The following is an 18241-nucleotide window of genomic DNA, read 5'->3' as shown; positions in this document are numbered from 1 at the left end:
ATGCTTAATCCAAAAATTAAAAATATAGAAAAAGAAGTCTTATCAGATAATTGGTACACCTTATATAAAATTGGATTTGATTACCAAAGAAAGGATGGTTCTTGGGTTAGACAATATAGAGAGAGTTATGACAGAGGGAATGGTGCAGGAATACTTTTGTACAATAAAGAAAAACAAACGGTTGTACTTATCAGACAATTTAGAATGCCAACCTATGTAAATGGGAACGAATCTGGTATGCTCGTTGAAACTTGTGCAGGTTTATTGGATGGTCAGGATCCTGAAACGTGTATCATCAATGAAGTTTTTGAAGAAACCGGATATAAGATTAAGAAGGTCGAAAAAGTGCTTGAAACTTATATGTCGCCCGGCGCAGTAACAGAAATCATTCATTTGTATTTAGGAGAATATACCGACGACATGAAAGTGAATAATGGAGGAGGATTAATAGAAGAGCAAGAAGAAATTGAAGTGTTAGAAATCCCAGTTAAAACGGCATTAGAATGGATTTCTTATGGAGAAATCATAGATGCTAAAACTATTATTTTGTTGCAATACTTAGCGATTCGATTAAAATTATTTCTCTCCTAAAAAATTGAGCGTACTTCGTTTTTTACAAGTGAAAGGGCAATGGCCGTAGGGCTTTCACTTTCAGTAGATTTTTGAAGTAATTTTTCCCGCAAATGTTCAGCATTTTCGGTAGATTTGTCAGCAGTCATAGCTCTGATGATTTGTATTTGTGCATTTTTTGCAGAAACAATGGCATTCCAACCATTATCTGAAATATAGATTTGTTGCGTTAAATTGTGTTCAAATTCTTGTTCTATATGAAGAATTAATTTGTTTTGATATTCAGACACACTAGCATTGGAAGGTTTGACCCTTACCAATAGTTTTGAAAAGGAAATTCTTTCTAAAAATAAGGCCATCCTTTCATAAGCTTGCAATCTTAAGGGTAAGGCGAGCTTCTGATTTTCCCTTTTTACTAAAAAAATTCTTCGTTGATTTTCGTTTTTTACAAAATCCTTAAAAAAATAAAGAGCAACACCTCCTGTAATTAAAGCAGGCAAACAATAAGCGATTATTTCTAATATTTTATCTGAGTCCATTCTACAATCTAATTAATTAGAATTAATTTAGTTCCATGACAAATCTCATAAAAATATGTGAATAATGTCAATAAATTTGATGGAATGATTCGTTTTTTTACTTATTCAAGAAATGGATGATTACTTAAATATCATATTAACTCAATTATAATTATATGAAAAAATTACAAATAAGTTTTCTTATTTCTTTGTTCTGTTCGTTTGCCATGGCGCAAACCGGACATATTTTACAAGGAGTAGGAGCAGTAAATATGTCTATGGGAGGTGCTGCAACAGGCCAACCATTAGATATTAGTGGAGCCATGCAATGGAACCCAGCCGGTTTGTCGGCCTTTGATGGGTCTATTCTTAAATTCGATATCGGTGCATTTTCTTCGTCACCAGAATTATATTCAACCGTGCCAACACCCCAAGGACCATTTAGTGGTTCTACGGAAGATGACAGAGGGATTTCTCCTATGCCTGCACTTGCATTTGCTTGGGGTGATAAAGACAGCAAATCTACCTTTGGTATTTCTGCTTTTGGTATTAGCGGTTTTGGTGTAACTTTTCCTGAAAGTTCTTCAAATCCCATTAACTTTCCGCAATCGCAAGGTGGTTTTGGACGTATAGAATCTGATTATATGCTATTACAGGTTGGATTTACGTGGGCTATTGCTCTTTCAGAGAAATTCTCAATTGGATTTCAACCAACAGCTAATTACGCGTCGTTAGAGTTAGAACCAAATCCTCTTGCATCACCTGATTTCCCGCCTGAAATGGGAGGAACAGGAAAAGGTTATCCAAAATCCGATAGAGCTACTGCTTTTGGCTATGGTGGACAAATAGGCTTGTTTTTTGATTCGCAAAACGGATTTAAAATGGGAGCATCCTATAAATCACCACAATTCTTTAGTGAGTTTGATTTTGAAAATGAATATTTGGATGGTACAGCAGCACCTGGCGTAAAATTTACCATGGATTACCCCGCAATTTATTCTGTGGGTATTGGTTATTCTAAAGGAATTGTTGATTTAGCACTGGACTACAGATATGTAGATTATGAAGGTACCGAAGGATTCGAAAAAAGTGGATGGGCATTTGCAGAAAATGGCTTTCCAACTGGTGCAGTGAATGGTTTCGGATGGCAAAATATTTCGATCTTATCCGCCGGATTACAATTAAAAGCAATCAATAAATTACCACTTCGTTTCGGTTATACTTATAGCACAAATCCTATCCAAGAAGATTTAGCGTTCTTTTCAGTACCGGCGACCGCAGTAATTGCCAATGCTTTCCAATTTGGATTTAGTTATGAATTTAGTGATTCTTTTGTTTTTGATGCCATGTACCATTACGGTATGAGTGATGGTAAAACAAGAGGACCATTATTAAGTCCAATGATGATCTCAAACAATAATCAATTAGGTGCTATACCTGGTAGTGAGGTAGCATATGACATGACAACTTCACTTATTATGGTTGGACTTAATTTTAGATTTGGAGGAAAAGACACAGATAATGATGGTGTAAAAGATACTGAGGATGCTTGTCCAGAAGTGCCTGGATTAGAGCAGTTTAATGGTTGTCCTGATACAGATTTAGATGGTATTCCAGATTCAAGAGATGTTTGTCCAACAATTGCCGGAACAGAGGCGATGAACGGTTGTCCTGATAGTGATGGAGATGGTTTTAGTGATCAAGATGATTATTGCCCTGAAATAGCAGGTTTAGAGCAGTTTAATGGTTGTCCTGATAGTGATGGAGATGGAGTTATGGATAAAATGGATGAATGTCCAAATGAATCAGGCTTAATAGAGAATAAGGGTTGCCCGATGAAAGATACAGATTTGGACGGTGTACCTGATGATGAGGATAATTGTCCTTATATATCTGGAGAACCTTCAAATGGCGGTTGTCCTTTGATTACTGATGAAGTGCAAAAACAAATAACAGATTTAGCAAGAGCACTTTATTTTAATACGGGAAAATCTACTTTTACGAACGAATCACTTGTTAGATTAGACCAAATTAGTTCAATTTTATCTGAATATAAAACCTCTAAATTTAGAGTAGAAGGTCATACTGATAGCACAGGTAGCGCCAGTGTAAATGACAGACTTTCTAAAGAAAGAGCAGAAGCGGTGATGGATTATCTAGTTAAAGCAGGTTTTCCAGCAGATATGATATCTGCACAAGGTTATGGCTCTTCAAATCCAATAGGAGATAATAATACTTCTAAAGGTAGACAGGCCAATAGACGAGTTGACATTTTTGCTGAAAAGTGATTTTTTTACTATGCAATGAAGAGGTTATTCTTAAAAAGGGTAGCCTCTTTTTTTATGTCGATAACTTTTATTGTGAGAATAAATTAAGGATTGTATTTTTGAGGCTTTAACCTGTTTGACTTCCTGTGAATAATTATATCGCTCAACTTAATGAATCTCAAAAAGAGGCCGTATTGCACAAAGATGGTCCGATGATTATTATTGCCGGAGCTGGTTCTGGAAAAACCCGAGTACTCACATATAGAATAGCTCATTTAATGCAACAGGGAGTAGATTCCTTCAATATTTTGGCCCTTACTTTTACCAATAAGGCGGCTCGTGAAATGAAAAAGCGAATTGCAGAAATTGTTGGGCAAAGCGAAGCAAAAAATTTGTGGATGGGTACTTTTCACAGTGTTTTTGCCAGAATTTTAAGAAGTGAAAGTGAGAAATTAGGTTTTCCGTCTAATTTTACAATTTATGACACACAAGACTCTGTAAGATTACTTTCTTCTATTATTCAAGAGATGAGTTTGGATAAAGACAAGTATAAGCCGAAACAGGTTTTGGGTCGTATTTCTCAATATAAGAATAGCTTGATTACCGTCAAAGCTTACTACACGAATCCCGAGTTGTTGGAAGCCGACCGAATGTCGGGAAGACCAAAAATGGGTGAGATTTATAAAAACTATGTAGATCGATGTTTTAAAGCTGGTGCAATGGATTTTGATGATTTATTGCTTAGGACCAACGAACTACTCACGCGCTTTCCGGATGTTTTGGGAAAATACCAAGATCGTTTCAAATATATTTTAGTAGATGAGTACCAAGATACCAACCATTCTCAATATCTCATTGTGCGAGCTTTGGCAGATCGTTTTGAAAATATATGTGTGGTTGGAGATGACAGTCAAAGTATCTATGCATTTCGTGGGGCAAATATTCAAAATATCCTCAATTTTCAAAGAGATTATAAAGAGGTTAGTATTTTTAAGCTCGAACAAAATTACAGATCTTCTCAAACCATTGTAAATGCTGCAAATAGCGTCATTGAAAACAATCAGAGCAAATTAGATAAAACAATTTGGACGCAGAACGATAAAGGTGACATGATTAAAATTATGCGTACTTTATCAGAAGGTGATGAAGGGCGTTTTGTGGCGAGTGCCATTTTTGAAGATCAGATGAGGCATCAATTGTCCAATGATCAATTTGCAGTACTTTATAGAACCAATGCTCAATCTAGAGCCATAGAAGATGCGCTGAGGAAAAAGAATATCGATTATAAAATTTTTGGAGGCTTAAGTTTTTACCAACGAAAGGAAATCAAAGATACGCTGGCATACCTGAGATTGATCTTGAATCCAAATGATGAGGAAGCACTGAAAAGAGTAATCAACTATCCAGCAAGAGGAATTGGCGATACCACCATGAACAAATTAACTGTGGCTGCTAATGAATTGAATAAATCTATATTCGAGGTTATAGAAAATATTGATGTTGTAAATCTTCAGTTAAATACTGGAACTAAGAATAAACTGCGTGATTTTGTCTTACTGATCAAAAGTTTTCAGGCAGAGGCACAAACATTAAATGCTTTCGAGATAGCAGAGTTGGTTTTGAAAAAAACAAAACTGGTTCGAGATATAGAAAAAGATGGAACACCTGAAGCGATTAGCAAAGTAGAAAATGTTCAGGAGCTTCTTAACGGTATCAAAGATTTTATTGAGGTTCAAAAAGAAAAAGAAGAAGATGATTCCTTGGCTGTTTTCTTAATTGATGTGGCTTTAGCGACAGATTTAGATAACGATAAAGATGATAAACCAAGGGTGTCTTTAATGACGATTCACTTGGCGAAGGGATTAGAATTTCCTCATGTTTTTATTGTTGGAATGGAAGAAAATCTGTTTCCGTCGGCCATGAGTATGAACACGAGAAGTGAAGTAGAGGAGGAGCGGAGGTTGTTCTATGTTGCACTTACCAGAGCAGAGAAGCAAGTTTATCTATCATATGCCCAATCCAGATATCGATGGGGTAAATTAGTGGATTGCGAACCAAGTCGGTTTTTAGAAGAGATTGATGAGCAATTTGTTCAACAAATTGCACCCAAACAACCTCAATTTAAGCAAAACAGTTTTATCGATTCCGATATTTTTGGAGAAACTCCCCCGGAGACTGTAAGATTTAAGAAACCAATTGGGGTAAAAAGGAAAGAAGCCCCAAAACCAATAAAAAAAGCATCACCAGTTCAAGGTAATTTTAAGAGAATGCACCAAGTAAAAATGGATATTCCGGAAGGACCATTTGCCACAAAACTTAAAGTAGGTAATTTTGTGATTCATGGGAAATTTGGTAAAGGCGAAGTGTTGGCTATTGAAGGAAATGAAAACGATCAAAAAGCCGAAATAAAATTTGAAAACGGAGAAATAAAAAAACTATTGCTCCAGTTTGCCAAGCTTAAAATAGTGAATTAAACCGCAGGCTTTCCGTGAAATAATTGTTACTTTGCAATATTATATAAGAAAAGAATTATGGAGTTAGAATACAATTCTGAAAGAGAACCGTTAATTATTCCTGAATACGGAAGACATATACAGAAGTTGGTAAATCATTGTATGACCATTGAAAATGAAGAAGAACGCAATACAATGGCAAAAGCGATTGTAGATGTAATGGGCAATTTGCAACCTCATTTACGTGATGTTCCGGACTTCCAGCATAAATTATGGGATCAACTTTTTATCATGTCCAATTATCAGTTGGATGCAGATTCTCCATATCCTAAGCCATTGAGAGAAAATCTTCAGGCTAAACCTGAAAAATTACCTTATCCTAAATCAGTTTCTAAATATCGTTTTTATGGCAATCATATCCAAACAATGATAGATACGGCAGCAGCATGGGAAGAAGGTGATTTAAAAGATGCATTGGTTATGACCATAGCCAACCATATGAAAAAATCTTATCTCAACTGGAATAAAGATACGGTGGATGATAAAATTATTATTGATCATCTAGCGGAATTATCAGGAGGAAAATTGAAATTGACGCTTAAAGATAATGAGTTGGCAGAGAGTAAAAATCTTTTAAGAAAAACTTCCAATAAATTCAATAATAACAATAAAGGATCTAAACAAAAAAAGATCTACAAAAAGAAATAATCATCTTAGTAGTTTAAAGCATGTCTATTTTTAAAATTGAAGGTGGTCATCAGCTCAGAGGAGAAATCACTCCTCAGGGGGCAAAGAATGAGGCCTTGCAAGTTATCTGTGCGGTATTATTAACGGCAGAAAAAGTTACAATAAGCAATATTCCTGATATTCAGGATGTTAATAAACTGATTTTCATACTTGGAGAATTAGGTGTAAAAGTCACTAGAATCGATAAAAACACCTATGAATTTCAGGCAGACGAAATCGACTTAGATTATCTAAAATCCGCGAAATTTAAAAAGGATGGCAGCTCGTTAAGAGGATCAATTATGATTGTTGGTCCGTTGCTCACCAGGTTCGGGCAAGGATATATTCCTAGACCCGGTGGAGATAAAATTGGCAGAAGAAGATTAGATACTCATTTTGAGGGATTTATAAAATTAGGAGCCAAATTCAGATACAATCCAGAGGAGTACTTTTATGGTGTGGAGGCAGAAGAGTTAAAGGGTACTTATATGTTGTTGGATGAAGCATCTGTTACAGGTACTGCCAATATTCTTATGGCAGCGGTGATGGCGAAAGGGGAGACAACAATCTACAATGCAGCATGCGAACCCTATATCCAGCAGTTAAGTAAAATGCTTATTTCGATGGGTGCAGATATTCAAGGGATTGGATCAAATAAATTGATTGTTAATGGCGTAAAATATTTGGGTGGATGCGAACATAGAATCCTTCCAGATATGATAGAAATTGGAAGTTGGATAGGAATGGCGGTAATGACAAAATCTGCACTTACCATAAAGAATGTGAGTTGGGAAAACCTAGGTTTAATTCCAAATGTGTTCAGGAAACTTGGGATTGCTTTGGAAAAACATGATGATGATATATTTATACCATCCCAAAAAGAATATGTGATTCAAAATTTCATGGACGATTCTATCTTAACCATTTCGGATGCACCATGGCCAGGTTTTACTCCAGATTTATTGAGTATTGTTTTAGTCGTGGCTACGCAGGCCAAAGGAAGTGTTTTGGTTCATCAAAAAATGTTTGAAAGCAGGTTATTCTTTGTTGACAAATTGATTGATATGGGTGCTAAAATTATACTTTGTGATCCGCACCGGGCAACTGTTATTGGTCTCAATCACGATTCAGAATTAAGAGGTTCTGTAATGTCGTCACCAGATATCCGAGCCGGAATTGCCTTGGTCATTGCTGCACTTTCTGCACAAGGTACAAGTACCATTCATAATATTGATCAAATCGATAGAGGGTATGAACGAATTGATGAAAGGTTGAGGGCTTTAGGGGCTAAAATTGAAAGAATAAATGATTCTTTCTGATTATTTAAAAATGACAATCTGACATAATTATTAGATTGGCAATACTTTTGCTAGGAAGGAGGCATAAAAGAGATCAGTTATGACGAAACAGAATAAATCAAATCCAGCACAAAATGATGCTGAGTTCGAAGATCAAATCAATGAATTAGATCAGTCTGAGATTGAAGATCAGGCAGAAGATAATAAAGAAGAATCTGAACCCAATTTAGATGAGGAACTTCAAAAAGAAAGAAATAATTTTTTAAGACTTTTCGCGGAATTTGAAAATTATAAAAAACGCACTTCGAAAGAAAGAATAGAATTGTACAGTACGGCTAATAGAGAATTAATGACAGCTTTATTGCCCATTTTAGATGATTTTGAAAGAGGTTTAAAGGAATTGGAAAAGTCAGATGATGATGCATTGTTTCAAGGTATGCAATTAATTTATAATAAATTTAAGAATACTTTGACCACCAAGGGTTTAAAAGAAGTTGAAGTAAAAATGGGTGATGTCTTTGATGCAGAAATTCATGAGGCTATTTCACAAGTTCCCGCTCCATCAGATGATTTAAAAGGTAAAATTTACGACGTTGTCGAAAAAGGCTATAAACTAGGAGATACTATTGTGAGATTTCCAAAAGTTGTTACTTGTCTTTAGTAAACGCAATAAACTTCAAAACAACTTTTCCCGTTTTTTGAATTGAAGAATTGGGATTGAGTGAGGCTAAAAAGAAAGAGATGAAAAGAGATTATTATGAGGTTTTAGGCGTTAGCAAATCGGCGAGCGCAGTAGAGATCAAAAAAGCATATCGCAAAAAGGCAATAGAGAGTCACCCTGATAAGAATCCGGGTGACAAGAAGGCAGAAGAGCGTTTTAAGGAAGCGGCAGAAGCCTATGAGGTGCTTAGCGATGAGAATAAAAAAGCCAGATATGACCAATATGGTCATTCGGCATTCGAAGGAGGAGGCTATGGTGGTTTTGGCGGCGGAATGAATATGGATGATATCTTTAGCCAGTTTGGAGATATTTTTGGAGGCCATTTTGGTGGAGGTTTTGGCTTTGGTGGCGGTTCTTCCAGGCAGGCCCGTGTAAAGGGAAGTAACCTCCGTATCCGTGTAAAGTTGGAGTTGCAAGACATACTTAACGGAGTAGAGAAGAAAGTGAAGGTAAAAAGGATGGTAAAAGCCAAAGGGGTAACCTATAAAACCTGTTCATCTTGTAATGGGCAAGGGCAAGTCTTGAGAGTAACCAACACTATTTTAGGCAGAATGCAAACGGCTACCACCTGTTCAACATGTCAGGGTTCTGGAAAAATTGTAGATAATAGACCAAAAAATTCCGATGCCAACGGTATGATTCAACATGAAGAAACAGTTTCTATTAATATTCCTGCAGGTGTTACGGATGGTGTACAGCTGAAAGTAGCTGGCAAAGGAAATGAGGCTCCGGGCGATGGAATACCAGGAGATATTTTGGTAGTTGTGCAGGAAATACCTCATGATAAACTAAAACGCGAAGGAAATAATTTGCATTACGATATGTATATTAGTTTTTCTGAGGCAGCTTTAGGAACAACGAAAGAAATTGATACGCTGACAGGAATTGTAAGGTTAAAAGTTGAAGAGGGAACGCAATCCGGTAAAATATTAAGATTGAAAGGTAAAGGTGTAGAGAGTTTAGAACGTTATGGGAAAGGCGATCTTTTAGTTCATGTCAATGTTTGGACTCCACAAAAATTATCGAGAAACCAAAGAGATTTCTTTGAAAAGATGATAGATGATGAGAATTTTGTACCTAATCCTTCAGAAAAAGAAAAGTCATTTTTTGATAAAGTAAAGGATATGTTTTTATAAATATTTCATTATCAGGTAGAAAAAGAAATAATTTTAGGTGGATGCATATTTTTATATAAAAAATATTATTATCTTTGAGTTTACTGAATCTATTCAGTAACTTTTTCTTTTTCATAGCAATTTTCCCACTCTTCTAAAGAGTGGGTTTTTGTTTTAAATACTTGATAAATAAATTGTTAAAATTTTTTAATGAATTTTATCAAAAATAATCAACAATTCTAGAGGAAGAGTCAAATATATATGTATTTTTACCATACCAAAATTATATTACTTTATAGTAATATTCTTTTTCATAGCAATTTTCCCACTTTTGTTTTACAAAAGTGGGTTTTTTGTCTCAAAAAGTTTGAAGTAGGTCATCTTATCGCTGCGTTCAGGCGCAGAGGAAAGTCCGGACACCACAGAGTAGCATAGCGGATAACATCCGTCGTTTGAGATTTTCGCAATTTCGAATAGGACAAGTGCAACAGAAAGAATGTACAGTTAGGCTGTAGTGAAATCAGGTAAACTCTATGCGGTGCAATGCTAAGTAAATTGAAGTTTGAGGATTACTCGTCCGATTTCAAAGGGTAAGCAGCTACAATTGCAAAGTAATTTGCAATGCAGATAAATGATAAGAGACGTTCAATACGTTACAGAATCCGGCTTATAGACCTACTTTTTTATTTTCCCAATTTTTCAATCAATTTGCTTTTAAAAAGGCAATGAATACTCATCTAATTTACCAATTACTTAAATGTTTAAGTAATTCCGATTCTTTGTATTTCCTTAGGATAATTAACAATAATAATTTTGTATTTTTGTGTCCCGAAAAAATAAAAGAATTATTAAAAATATAAGAATATGATCTTCGATATCGACATGATTAAAAAAGTTTATAGTCAGATGGCTGAGAGAGTAGATGCTGCAAAAGTGGCTACCGGAAAACCTTTGACTTTGGCTGAAAAGATTTTATATAGTCACTTATGGGATGGAAAAGCAACAAAAGCATTCAAAAGAGGCGCGGATTATGTAGATTTTGCTCCAGACAGAATTGCTTGCCAAGATGCCACTGCTCAAATGGCCTTGTTGCAATTTATGCAAGCCGGTAAGAAAAAAGTTGCTGTACCTACAACTGTGCATTGTGATCATTTGATTCAAGCAAAAATAGGTGCAGATGCAGATTTACAAAATGCGATTAATAGCAGTAGTGAAGTCTTTAATTTTTTAGCGTCAGTTTCGAATAAATATGGAATCGGGTTTTGGAAACCAGGTGCAGGAATTATACATCAGGTAGTTTTAGAAAATTATGCGTTTCCCGGAGGTATGATGATTGGTACAGATTCACACACAGTAAATGCAGGTGGTCTCGGTATGATTGCTATTGGAGTAGGTGGAGCAGATGCAGTAGATGTAATGGCAGGTATGGCTTGGGAACTAAAATTTCCTAAACTAATTGGGGTAAAATTAACAGGGAAATTAAGTGGCTGGACAGCGCCTAAAGATGTTATCTTAAAAGTGGCGGGTATTCTGACTGTTAAAGGAGGTACAGGAGCTATTATAGAATATTTTGGCGAAGGAGCAAAAGCAATGTCGGCTACCGGTAAAGGTACTATTTGTAATATGGGTGCTGAAGTGGGTGCTACAACCTCTACTTTTGGGTACGATGAGTCTATGGAAAGATATTTAAGGGCAACTGGTAGAGATGAAGTTGCTGATGAAGCTAACAAAATTGCTAAGTATTTAACTGGAGACGATGAAGTTTATGCAAATCCTGAGCAATATTTTGACCAGGTAATCGAAATTAATTTATCGGAATTAAAACCACATATCAATGGTCCTTTTACGCCAGATTTAGCCACTCCAGTTGGTGAAATAAGGGAGAAAGCGCTTGCAAACGATTGGCCTTTAAAGGTAGAATGGGGATTAATCGGTTCTTGTACAAATTCATCATATGAAGATCTATCGAGAGCAGCTTCTATCGCCAAACAAGCGGTAGATAAAAAATTATCTGCAAAAGCAGAGTTTGGAATTAATCCGGGATCAGAGCAAGTTAGGTTTACTGCTGAAAGAGATGGTTTGTTGGATATTTTTGAAAATTTAAACACGAAGATATTCACCAATGCATGTGGTCCCTGTATTGGTCAATGGGATAGAGCCGGCGCAGATAAGCAAGAAAAAAATACGATTATTCACTCGTTCAACAGAAATTTTTCAAAAAGGGCTGATGGAAATCCGAATACCCATGCATTCGTAGCTTCGCCAGAAATGGTTGCAGCTATAGCTATTTCGGGTAAATTAGATTTTAATCCAATAACGGATAAGTTGATCAATGCTGAAGGGGTAGAGGTGATGTTTGACGAGCCTACGGGATTTGAATTGCCTCCAAAAGGTTTTGCCGTAGACGACCCTGGATACGTTGCGCCTGTTGAAGATGGTTCTAATGTGAGTGTTGTTGTTAAACCAGATTCAAAAAGATTGCAATTGTTAGAATCTTTTGTGCCGATTGGAGAAAATGTGAAAGGTGCAAAACTTTTAATTAAAGCTTTTGGAAAGTGTACGACAGATCATATTTCGATGGCTGGACCATGGTTAAAATACAGAGGTCACCTAGACAATATTTCGAATAATTTATTGATAGGTGCGGTAAATGCTTTTAACAAAGAAACCAATAAAGTTCAAAATCAAATTACTGGTGAATACGGAACAGTTCCTGATACGGCCAGAGCTTATAAAGCGGCTGGTATTCCTTCTCTGGTTTTTGGAGATCACAATTATGGAGAAGGCTCTTCAAGAGAGCATGCCGCAATGGAACCTAGGCATCTAGGGGTGGCTGCAGTAATTGTAAAATCTTTCGCTAGAATTCACGAGACAAATTTGAAAAAACAAGGAATGCTTGGTCTTACTTTTGCTAATGAAAACGACTACGATCTTATTAAAGAAGATGATACTTTTAACTTTATAGATCTTAATGAGTTTGCTCCAAATAAGCCTTTGACACTAGAAATTGTACATAAGGATGGGACTAAAGATTTAATTAAATTAAATCATACATATAATGAAAATCAAATTGAATGGTACAAAGAAGGAAGTGCACTTAATTTGATCAAAAAAGAAAATGCTTCTTAAGTAGTTGAAAATTAACAAAAAAGCTGCCCTTCGGCAGCTTTTTTTATGTGAAATTACTTTTAATCATAGATTACGGAGGTATTGATTCTCTTCAATGATGTAAATTTGTAAAAATTATGCCATGAAACAATTTATTAAAAAGCATTATTCCAATATTCTTTTTTTTCTCTTTATTGTTTTACTTTTTACTCCTTATGGAATGCCTGTTCGAACGTTTTTGATCAAACAAATTGCATTTGTCACTACAAGAGTGTTACCAATAGAAAATAATGAGAATGAAAAAATAGAGTTAGAAAGCTATGAATGGTCATTAAAGAGTATAAACGGTAATGATGTAAACTTTTCGGATCTGAAAAATAAAGTAATTATCGTTAATTTTTGGGCTACCTGGTGTCCACCATGTATTGCGGAAATGCCAAGTTTTCAAAATTTATTTGATCAATTCAAAGAGGATGAAGAAGTTGCTTTTCTTTTTGTAACGACAGATGATAGATCCAAAGTTGACAGATTTTTGCAAAAAAAAGAATACAATATACCAGTTTATTTTCCTGTCAATCAGATTCCGAAAGAGTTGTCGAGTAACTCTATACCTGCAACTTTTATTATTGATAAGCAGGGTAAGATTATTGTTGATAAAGTGGGCGCAGTAGACTGGAATAGCAGTAGAATAATAGATCTAATTAATTCCTTAAAAAGTAAATAAAAAAAGCGCTGCCTGGTAGGGCAACACTTTTTTGCTAACTAATGAAAACAATGATTTTTATGAATTCTTAACCATTTTTAGAGGTAATAAGAACAATTCACCGGCATGGTCTGGTTTGAAGTTAACTTTTTTATAGTTCAATTTGCTTTTCAAGAAGCCTTCGGCGTCTTGATTTTCAGAATTAACAGAAATAATTACGATTTCGCCCTCACTATTAATCGTAAAAATAACTTCGGCCGAACACGAAACTTTATCACTTTCATAAGGACAGTTAGGGCCAATTAATTCTACAATATCTGCTCTTAATTGGGCGTTTGGTTTTACAGGGGCTAAGGTAGCGGCTGATACATTCATTGCAAAAAGTGCTAAGGCAAGAACTAAAATTTTTACTTTTTTCATGGTAAATAGATTTAGGTTAAACAAGTAATAGATTAGACATTTATATAATAAAGGACGCGATAATGTCTTTTCTTGTTACACAAAAAATTGTTAATTGACAATGAATTAAGAGAGATTTAACATATTAGCTTTTATTAATGAATAAAAACTAAGAAAATATTAACATTCTTGAGAAGTGTGTTGTTATATTACTTTAAAATTGAATAAAGTTAAAATTAATTTATATATATTTGAAAAGTTAATAATTCCATTACCAAATTAATATGTTATTTAGCAGGCATCTTTTTAAGTTGTCTGCTTTTTTATTAAGATGGAGAATACTAGTCTAATAACTTAAGAATAAGGTTACAACCTAATTTTATTTCTTCATTTGAAATAGTTAAAGGAGGTGTCAATCTTACAGCATTTGGTTCATATAATAGCCAAAACAAAACAATTCCACTTTTTAATCCGTTTATGATAATCTTATTTACCAACTTGGCATCATCTAAAATGAGTGCAAGCATCAACCCTCTTCCTCTTATTTCTTTGATGGATGGATGTATAAGTAATGACCTAATAAGCAGCTCTTTTTCTAATACGGTACTCATTAAATCTTCCTCATATAAGGTCTGGATCGTTGCTAATCCTGCTGCAGCTATAACAGGATGTCCACCAAAAGTTGTAATATGTCCAAGTTTTGGATTGCTTTTCAAATGTTGCATAAATTCCCCGGAACTTACAAAAGCACCTATAGGCATTCCGCCTCCTAAACCTTTTCCGGTAATTAAAATATCGGGAATAACATTGTAATTTTGAAAACCAAAAAATCTTCCAGTTCGTCCAACTCCGGTTTGAATTTCATCAAGAATGAGTAAAGCACCAACTTCCTCGCAACGTTCTTTTACTTTTATTAGATAGTCATTTTTAGGCTCTATAAAACCGGCCCCACCTTGAATGGTCTCAAGAATTACACCCGCGGTTTTTTCGGTAATTTTTTCTAAGTCGGAGATAGAATTGTATTCTACAAATTTACTGCCGGGGATCAATGGTCTAAAAGCACGGTTCTGATCCTCATTTCCGCAAACGCTCATAGCTCCCATGGTATTACCATGGTAAGCATTTTTAGCAGCTACAATCTCGTATCTTCCAGTTACTCTTTTGGCCAGTTTTAGGGCTCCTTCAGTAGCTTCCGTCCCTGAATTGGTTAAATAGACACAATTCAATTTGCTTGATAGATGTTTTACTAAAATTTTTGCCAACGCCAGTTGAGGTTCTTGAATGAATTCGCCATAGACCATAACATGGGTATAAGAATCCAACTGTTTCTTAATGGCTGCTGTAACAGCTGGATGTTGATGGCCCAAAGTATTGGCGGACACTCCAGCGACAAAATCTAAATATGCCTTTCCTTTTTTGTCATAAATATAAGTGCCTTTAGCATGACTTACTTCCAATATTAACGGATGAGGTGAAGTCTGAGCTTGATATTTTAAAAAATCCTTTTTCATTTTAGAAAAATATCTAGTTTGTTTTTTGGTCTTTCATCTTCTCGCCAAACAAAACCTCTTAATTTTCTGGCATTCTCGGGTAGTTTGGATGGGGGATAAGTTTCTCCCTCCGGGAGTGTAAGAAATTTTGCACTTTGTATTTCACCGTCTTTCAAGGTAAATTGTATCGAACTACAAGTTGTTTTATCAATTCCGATGAGCTCTTTATCTTCTGAACGAACGTAATGAATAATCTCTCCATTACCGATCACATCTACTAAATGGAGATCATTATCTTTAAACTTGCCAAAAATATTTCTTCCTTTAATCTGGTTAAAACCAAGCGAATCCTGCTGGATAATAAAGGCATTCTGTATGACTTTTAAGCTATCTAGTTTTTCTGTTTTCACGTTGCTTAAAAGTTTGATAGAATCTCCCGTGATTTGGCTTCCGTTAGACCAAAGAATGGGTTTCTTAAACATTTCGGTTAGTCCTGTTTCTTGATTAGAATAAATAGAATCACATTTTCCGCTCATATCACTTTTGAAAAACTTTACGCGGTGATATGCTCTAATTACTCTTTTTTCAGTCTGTCCGGTAAGGAGTAAAGTATCTCCGTGAATAAACAATGAATCTACATTTGTATTGGTGATTGCTAGCGCGCGGCCCACTGTAAAGGCAGAATCCTTTTTTTCAAAATATTCTGCATAATCACCTTTTAAAACAATATGATTAATAGTGTCTGTAATATTGATGTTGTCGGTAGCAGAGGCAAACCCAGTATTTCTATTGTAATAAAGGCTATCTGCTTTAATTACTCGATCTTTATATCTGATTAAAGCATTTTTGGTAAAATGAGAAATATTCTTTTTAGTGTCATAAAATCCTTTTTCGCTATAGATATAGTTGTCATCACTTGTGATCTTTGATGGCCCATAAAGAAAGGTGGTGCCCCAATTGGTATAATAATCCATGTGATTTGATTCGAGTACATAACTTGGATTAGTAATAACAACATCAGAAAGTGCCTGGTATTTATTCGTTTGTAAAAAATAATATCCAGAATTACTTGTAAGTACATTTGCACTATCTTTCAATGTGCCAAAATTTCGATAAAAGATTACTTGCCTGATTCTATCAAAATGTAAAGTATCTGTTCTCAGTTCCATTTTTGGGTCTCGAAGAACCACATCACCCCATGAAAGTGCCTTTTTGGTATTCCCGTTGTATTCTGTATAATCGCTTGTTTGCGAAATCGTATCCCCCTGTTTTAAAAGAACATCACCATAAGCTTTAATGTAGTTTTCTTTTGTATAATGAACTGCTTTTGTGCATTTTAATAATATTCCCTCATGTTTAATAGATACGTTTCCCAATAAAATCGTGGCTCCGGGTAAGCGTTCTTCGTCGATGGTTGAATTATCAGAATGAACAATTTCAATTCTTTTGGTTTGTGCATTGCACCAAAAGAAATGTAAGAATAGAAAGAAAAATAATAAGCCTTTTTTCAACATGATTATTTTCAGCAAAATTAAATAAAAAAGGCAAAGAGTTTACCCTTTGCCTTTTTTGCTTGAGATTCATAGACTTTAAAGTGTGATGGTTTGATTTCGATCAGGTCCAACAGATACAATTTTTACAGGTGTACCAACAAATTCTTCTATGAATGCGATATAATCTTTTAACGTTTTTGGAAGATCTTTACTCTCCTTGATAGAAGTGAGATCTTCTTTCCAACCAGGGAAGGATTTATAAATTGGTTTTACATTTTCTTCTTCAATATTGTAAGGGAAATGAGCTATTTCAGATCCTTTATAATTATAAGCTACCGCAGCTTTTATCTCATCAAAACCAGATAGTACATCTCCTTTCATCATAATTAATTGGGTAACCCCGTTAATTTGGACAGCATATTTAAGAGCTACCAGATCCAGCCAGCCACATCTTCTTGGTCTACCTGTTGTTGCACCAAACTCATTTCCAACACGCGACATGGTTTTGCCATCCTCATCAAATAATTCTGTTGGGAAAGGTCCAGAGCCCACACGTGTTGTATAAGCTTTGAAAATACCGAAAACATCGCCGATTTTGTTAGGTGCAATTCCTAATCCGGTGCATGCACCGGCGGCCGTCGTATTTGAAGAAGTAACAAAAGGATATGTTCCAAAATCGATATCTAATAAGGAACCTTGAGCTCCTTCGGCTAAAATTGATTTTCCATTTCTAATTGCGTTGTGAAAATATTCTTCACTATCAATAAAATCAAAAGATTTAAGGGTTTCAATCGCTAAGAAAAATTCATTTTCCAAGGCTTTTAGGTCGTACTCTAAATCAATATTATAGAAATCTAATAAATTCAAGTGCTTTTTGGCAAGTGCATTATATTTTTCTTTCCAATCGTCTAATTCTAAATCACCAACCCGTAATCCATTTCTACCGGTTTTATCCATATAAGTAGGACCTATTCCCTTCAGTGTAGAACCAATCTTTGATTTTCCTTTAATGATTTCAGTAGCAGCATCTAAAAGTCTGTGCGTAGGCAAGATCAAATGTGCTTTTCTAGAAATAAAAAGGATTTGTTTTAAATTTAGACTGTATTTGGATAAATTTTCGATTTCTCGTTTAAAAATTACAGGGTCAACAACGACACCATTTCCAACGATGTTTATCGAATTATCATGAAATATACCTGACGGAATTGTATGAAGGACGTGCTTATTTCCATCAAAAATAAGGGTATGACCAGCATTTGGACCTCCTTGAAATCTTGCAATTATGTCATAATTTTTTGTAAGAACGTCTACAATTTTACCTTTTCCTTCGTCGCCCCATTGCAGGCCAAGTAATAAATCGATCATTATAAATGAATGTAT

At 35.2% G+C, this 18241-nt stretch carries 14 protein-coding genes and 1 other RNA gene; 10 read left to right on the top strand and 5 right to left on the bottom strand.

Going from position 1 to position 18241, the window contains the following annotated elements; genetic code table 11:
* Positions 1 to 591, top strand: a complete 591-nt coding sequence (gene nudK / locus ACFQ39_RS13830) for a GDP-mannose pyrophosphatase NudK (RefSeq protein WP_377179930.1) — start codon at positions 1 to 3, stop codon at positions 589 to 591.
* Here the strand turns inward: nudK and ACFQ39_RS13825 are convergent.
* On the bottom strand, positions 588 to 1109 hold the full coding sequence (locus ACFQ39_RS13825; RefSeq protein ID WP_377179928.1) for a DUF7935 family protein: 522 nt from the start codon (positions 1107 to 1109) through the stop codon (positions 588 to 590). The two genes, nudK and ACFQ39_RS13825, sit on opposite strands and share 4 nt — an antisense overlap.
* Before the next feature lie 155 nt (positions 1110 to 1264).
* Here ACFQ39_RS13825 and ACFQ39_RS13820 point away from each other — a divergent pair, with 155 nt between their 5' ends.
* The 9 genes from ACFQ39_RS13820 to ACFQ39_RS13780 all read left to right on the top strand — a co-directional run bounded on the left by ACFQ39_RS13820 (position 1265) and on the right by ACFQ39_RS13780 (position 13500).
* Positions 1265 to 3376: an OmpA family protein gene (locus tag ACFQ39_RS13820; RefSeq protein WP_377179926.1), complete on the top strand. Its 2112-nt coding sequence runs from the start codon at positions 1265 to 1267 to the stop codon at positions 3374 to 3376.
* Positions 3377 to 3501: 125 nt separating this feature from the next.
* Complete coding sequence (locus tag ACFQ39_RS13815) at positions 3502 to 5829, top strand: ATP-dependent helicase (protein WP_377179924.1); 2328 nt, start codon at positions 3502 to 3504, stop codon at positions 5827 to 5829.
* Positions 5830 to 5886: 57 nt separating this feature from the next.
* Positions 5887 to 6516, top strand: coding sequence for a DUF4290 domain-containing protein (locus ACFQ39_RS13810; protein WP_377179922.1), 630 nt, complete (start codon positions 5887 to 5889; stop codon positions 6514 to 6516).
* A gap of 20 nt (positions 6517 to 6536) precedes the next feature.
* Positions 6537 to 7853, top strand: coding sequence for a UDP-N-acetylglucosamine 1-carboxyvinyltransferase (murA, locus tag ACFQ39_RS13805; RefSeq protein WP_377179920.1), 1317 nt, complete (start codon positions 6537 to 6539; stop codon positions 7851 to 7853).
* 79 nt (positions 7854 to 7932) lie between these two features.
* Entirely contained in the window at positions 7933 to 8493 is a 561-nt protein-coding gene (locus ACFQ39_RS13800) for a nucleotide exchange factor GrpE (protein WP_377179918.1), read from the top strand.
* 80 nt (positions 8494 to 8573) lie between these two features.
* Positions 8574 to 9689 carry a molecular chaperone DnaJ gene (gene dnaJ / locus ACFQ39_RS13795; protein WP_377179916.1) on the top strand — a complete coding sequence of 372 codons (1116 nt, stop codon included), beginning with the start codon at positions 8574 to 8576 and terminating at the stop codon, positions 9687 to 9689.
* A gap of 348 nt (positions 9690 to 10037) precedes the next feature.
* Positions 10038 to 10354, top strand: an RNA gene (rnpB, locus tag ACFQ39_RS13790) — RNase P RNA component class A.
* A gap of 178 nt (positions 10355 to 10532) precedes the next feature.
* Positions 10533 to 12797: an aconitate hydratase gene (locus ACFQ39_RS13785; protein ID WP_377179914.1), complete on the top strand. Its 2265-nt coding sequence runs from the start codon at positions 10533 to 10535 to the stop codon at positions 12795 to 12797.
* Between the two features lie 121 nt (positions 12798 to 12918).
* Positions 12919 to 13500: a TlpA family protein disulfide reductase gene (locus ACFQ39_RS13780; protein WP_377179912.1), complete on the top strand. Its 582-nt coding sequence runs from the start codon at positions 12919 to 12921 to the stop codon at positions 13498 to 13500.
* Positions 13501 to 13557: 57 nt separating this feature from the next.
* Here ACFQ39_RS13780 and ACFQ39_RS13775 read toward each other — a convergent pair whose 3' ends face one another.
* The 4 genes from ACFQ39_RS13775 to ACFQ39_RS13760 form a co-directional block, all read right to left on the bottom strand.
* A complete protein-coding gene (locus ACFQ39_RS13775) occupies positions 13558 to 13899 on the bottom strand; it encodes a hypothetical protein (RefSeq protein WP_377179910.1) in 342 nt (113 codons plus the stop codon).
* 320 nt (positions 13900 to 14219) lie between these two features.
* A complete protein-coding gene (locus tag ACFQ39_RS13770; RefSeq protein WP_377179908.1) occupies positions 14220 to 15389 on the bottom strand; it encodes an aspartate aminotransferase family protein in 1170 nt (389 codons plus the stop codon).
* Positions 15386 to 16882 (bottom strand): OstA-like protein, encoded by a 1497-nt coding sequence (locus ACFQ39_RS13765; RefSeq protein ID WP_377179906.1) that lies wholly within the window; start codon positions 16880 to 16882, stop codon positions 15386 to 15388. The genes ACFQ39_RS13770 and ACFQ39_RS13765 overlap by 4 nt, the downstream gene beginning before the upstream one ends.
* Before the next feature lie 75 nt (positions 16883 to 16957).
* On the bottom strand, positions 16958 to 18229 hold the full coding sequence (locus ACFQ39_RS13760) for an adenylosuccinate synthase (RefSeq protein ID WP_377180031.1): 1272 nt from the start codon (positions 18227 to 18229) through the stop codon (positions 16958 to 16960).
* Positions 18230 to 18241 lie beyond the last annotated feature (12 nt).

It is taken from the genome of Namhaeicola litoreus (assembly GCF_042679565.1).
Lineage (GTDB): Bacteria > Bacteroidota > Bacteroidia > Flavobacteriales > Flavobacteriaceae > Namhaeicola > Namhaeicola litoreus.
Note: the sequence above shows the minus strand (reverse complement) of the source record. Positions and strands in the feature narration are given on the sequence as shown.

Bases quoted from the DNA above. Each gene is read 5' to 3' on its own strand.
- nudK (WP_377179930.1), top strand. From the start codon at position 1: ATGCTTAATCCAAAAATTAAAAATATAGAAAAAGAAGTCTTATCAGAT.
- ACFQ39_RS13825 (WP_377179928.1), bottom strand. From the start codon at position 1,109: ATGGACTCAGATAAAATATTAGAAATAATCGCTTATTGTTTGCCTGCT.
- ACFQ39_RS13820 (WP_377179926.1), top strand. From the start codon at position 1,265: ATGAAAAAATTACAAATAAGTTTTCTTATTTCTTTGTTCTGTTCGTTT.
- ACFQ39_RS13810 (WP_377179922.1), top strand. From the start codon at position 5,887: ATGGAGTTAGAATACAATTCTGAAAGAGAACCGTTAATTATTCCTGAA.
- murA (WP_377179920.1), top strand. From the start codon at position 6,537: ATGTCTATTTTTAAAATTGAAGGTGGTCATCAGCTCAGAGGAGAAATC.
- ACFQ39_RS13800 (WP_377179918.1), top strand. From the start codon at position 7,933: ATGACGAAACAGAATAAATCAAATCCAGCACAAAATGATGCTGAGTTC.
- dnaJ (WP_377179916.1), top strand. From the start codon at position 8,574: ATGAAAAGAGATTATTATGAGGTTTTAGGCGTTAGCAAATCGGCGAGC.
- ACFQ39_RS13785 (WP_377179914.1), top strand. From the start codon at position 10,533: ATGATCTTCGATATCGACATGATTAAAAAAGTTTATAGTCAGATGGCT.
- ACFQ39_RS13780 (WP_377179912.1), top strand. From the start codon at position 12,919: ATGAAACAATTTATTAAAAAGCATTATTCCAATATTCTTTTTTTTCTC.
- ACFQ39_RS13775 (WP_377179910.1), bottom strand. From the start codon at position 13,899: ATGAAAAAAGTAAAAATTTTAGTTCTTGCCTTAGCACTTTTTGCAATG.
- ACFQ39_RS13770 (WP_377179908.1), bottom strand. From the start codon at position 15,389: ATGAAAAAGGATTTTTTAAAATATCAAGCTCAGACTTCACCTCATCCG.
- ACFQ39_RS13765 (WP_377179906.1), bottom strand. From the start codon at position 16,882: ATGTTGAAAAAAGGCTTATTATTTTTCTTTCTATTCTTACATTTCTTT.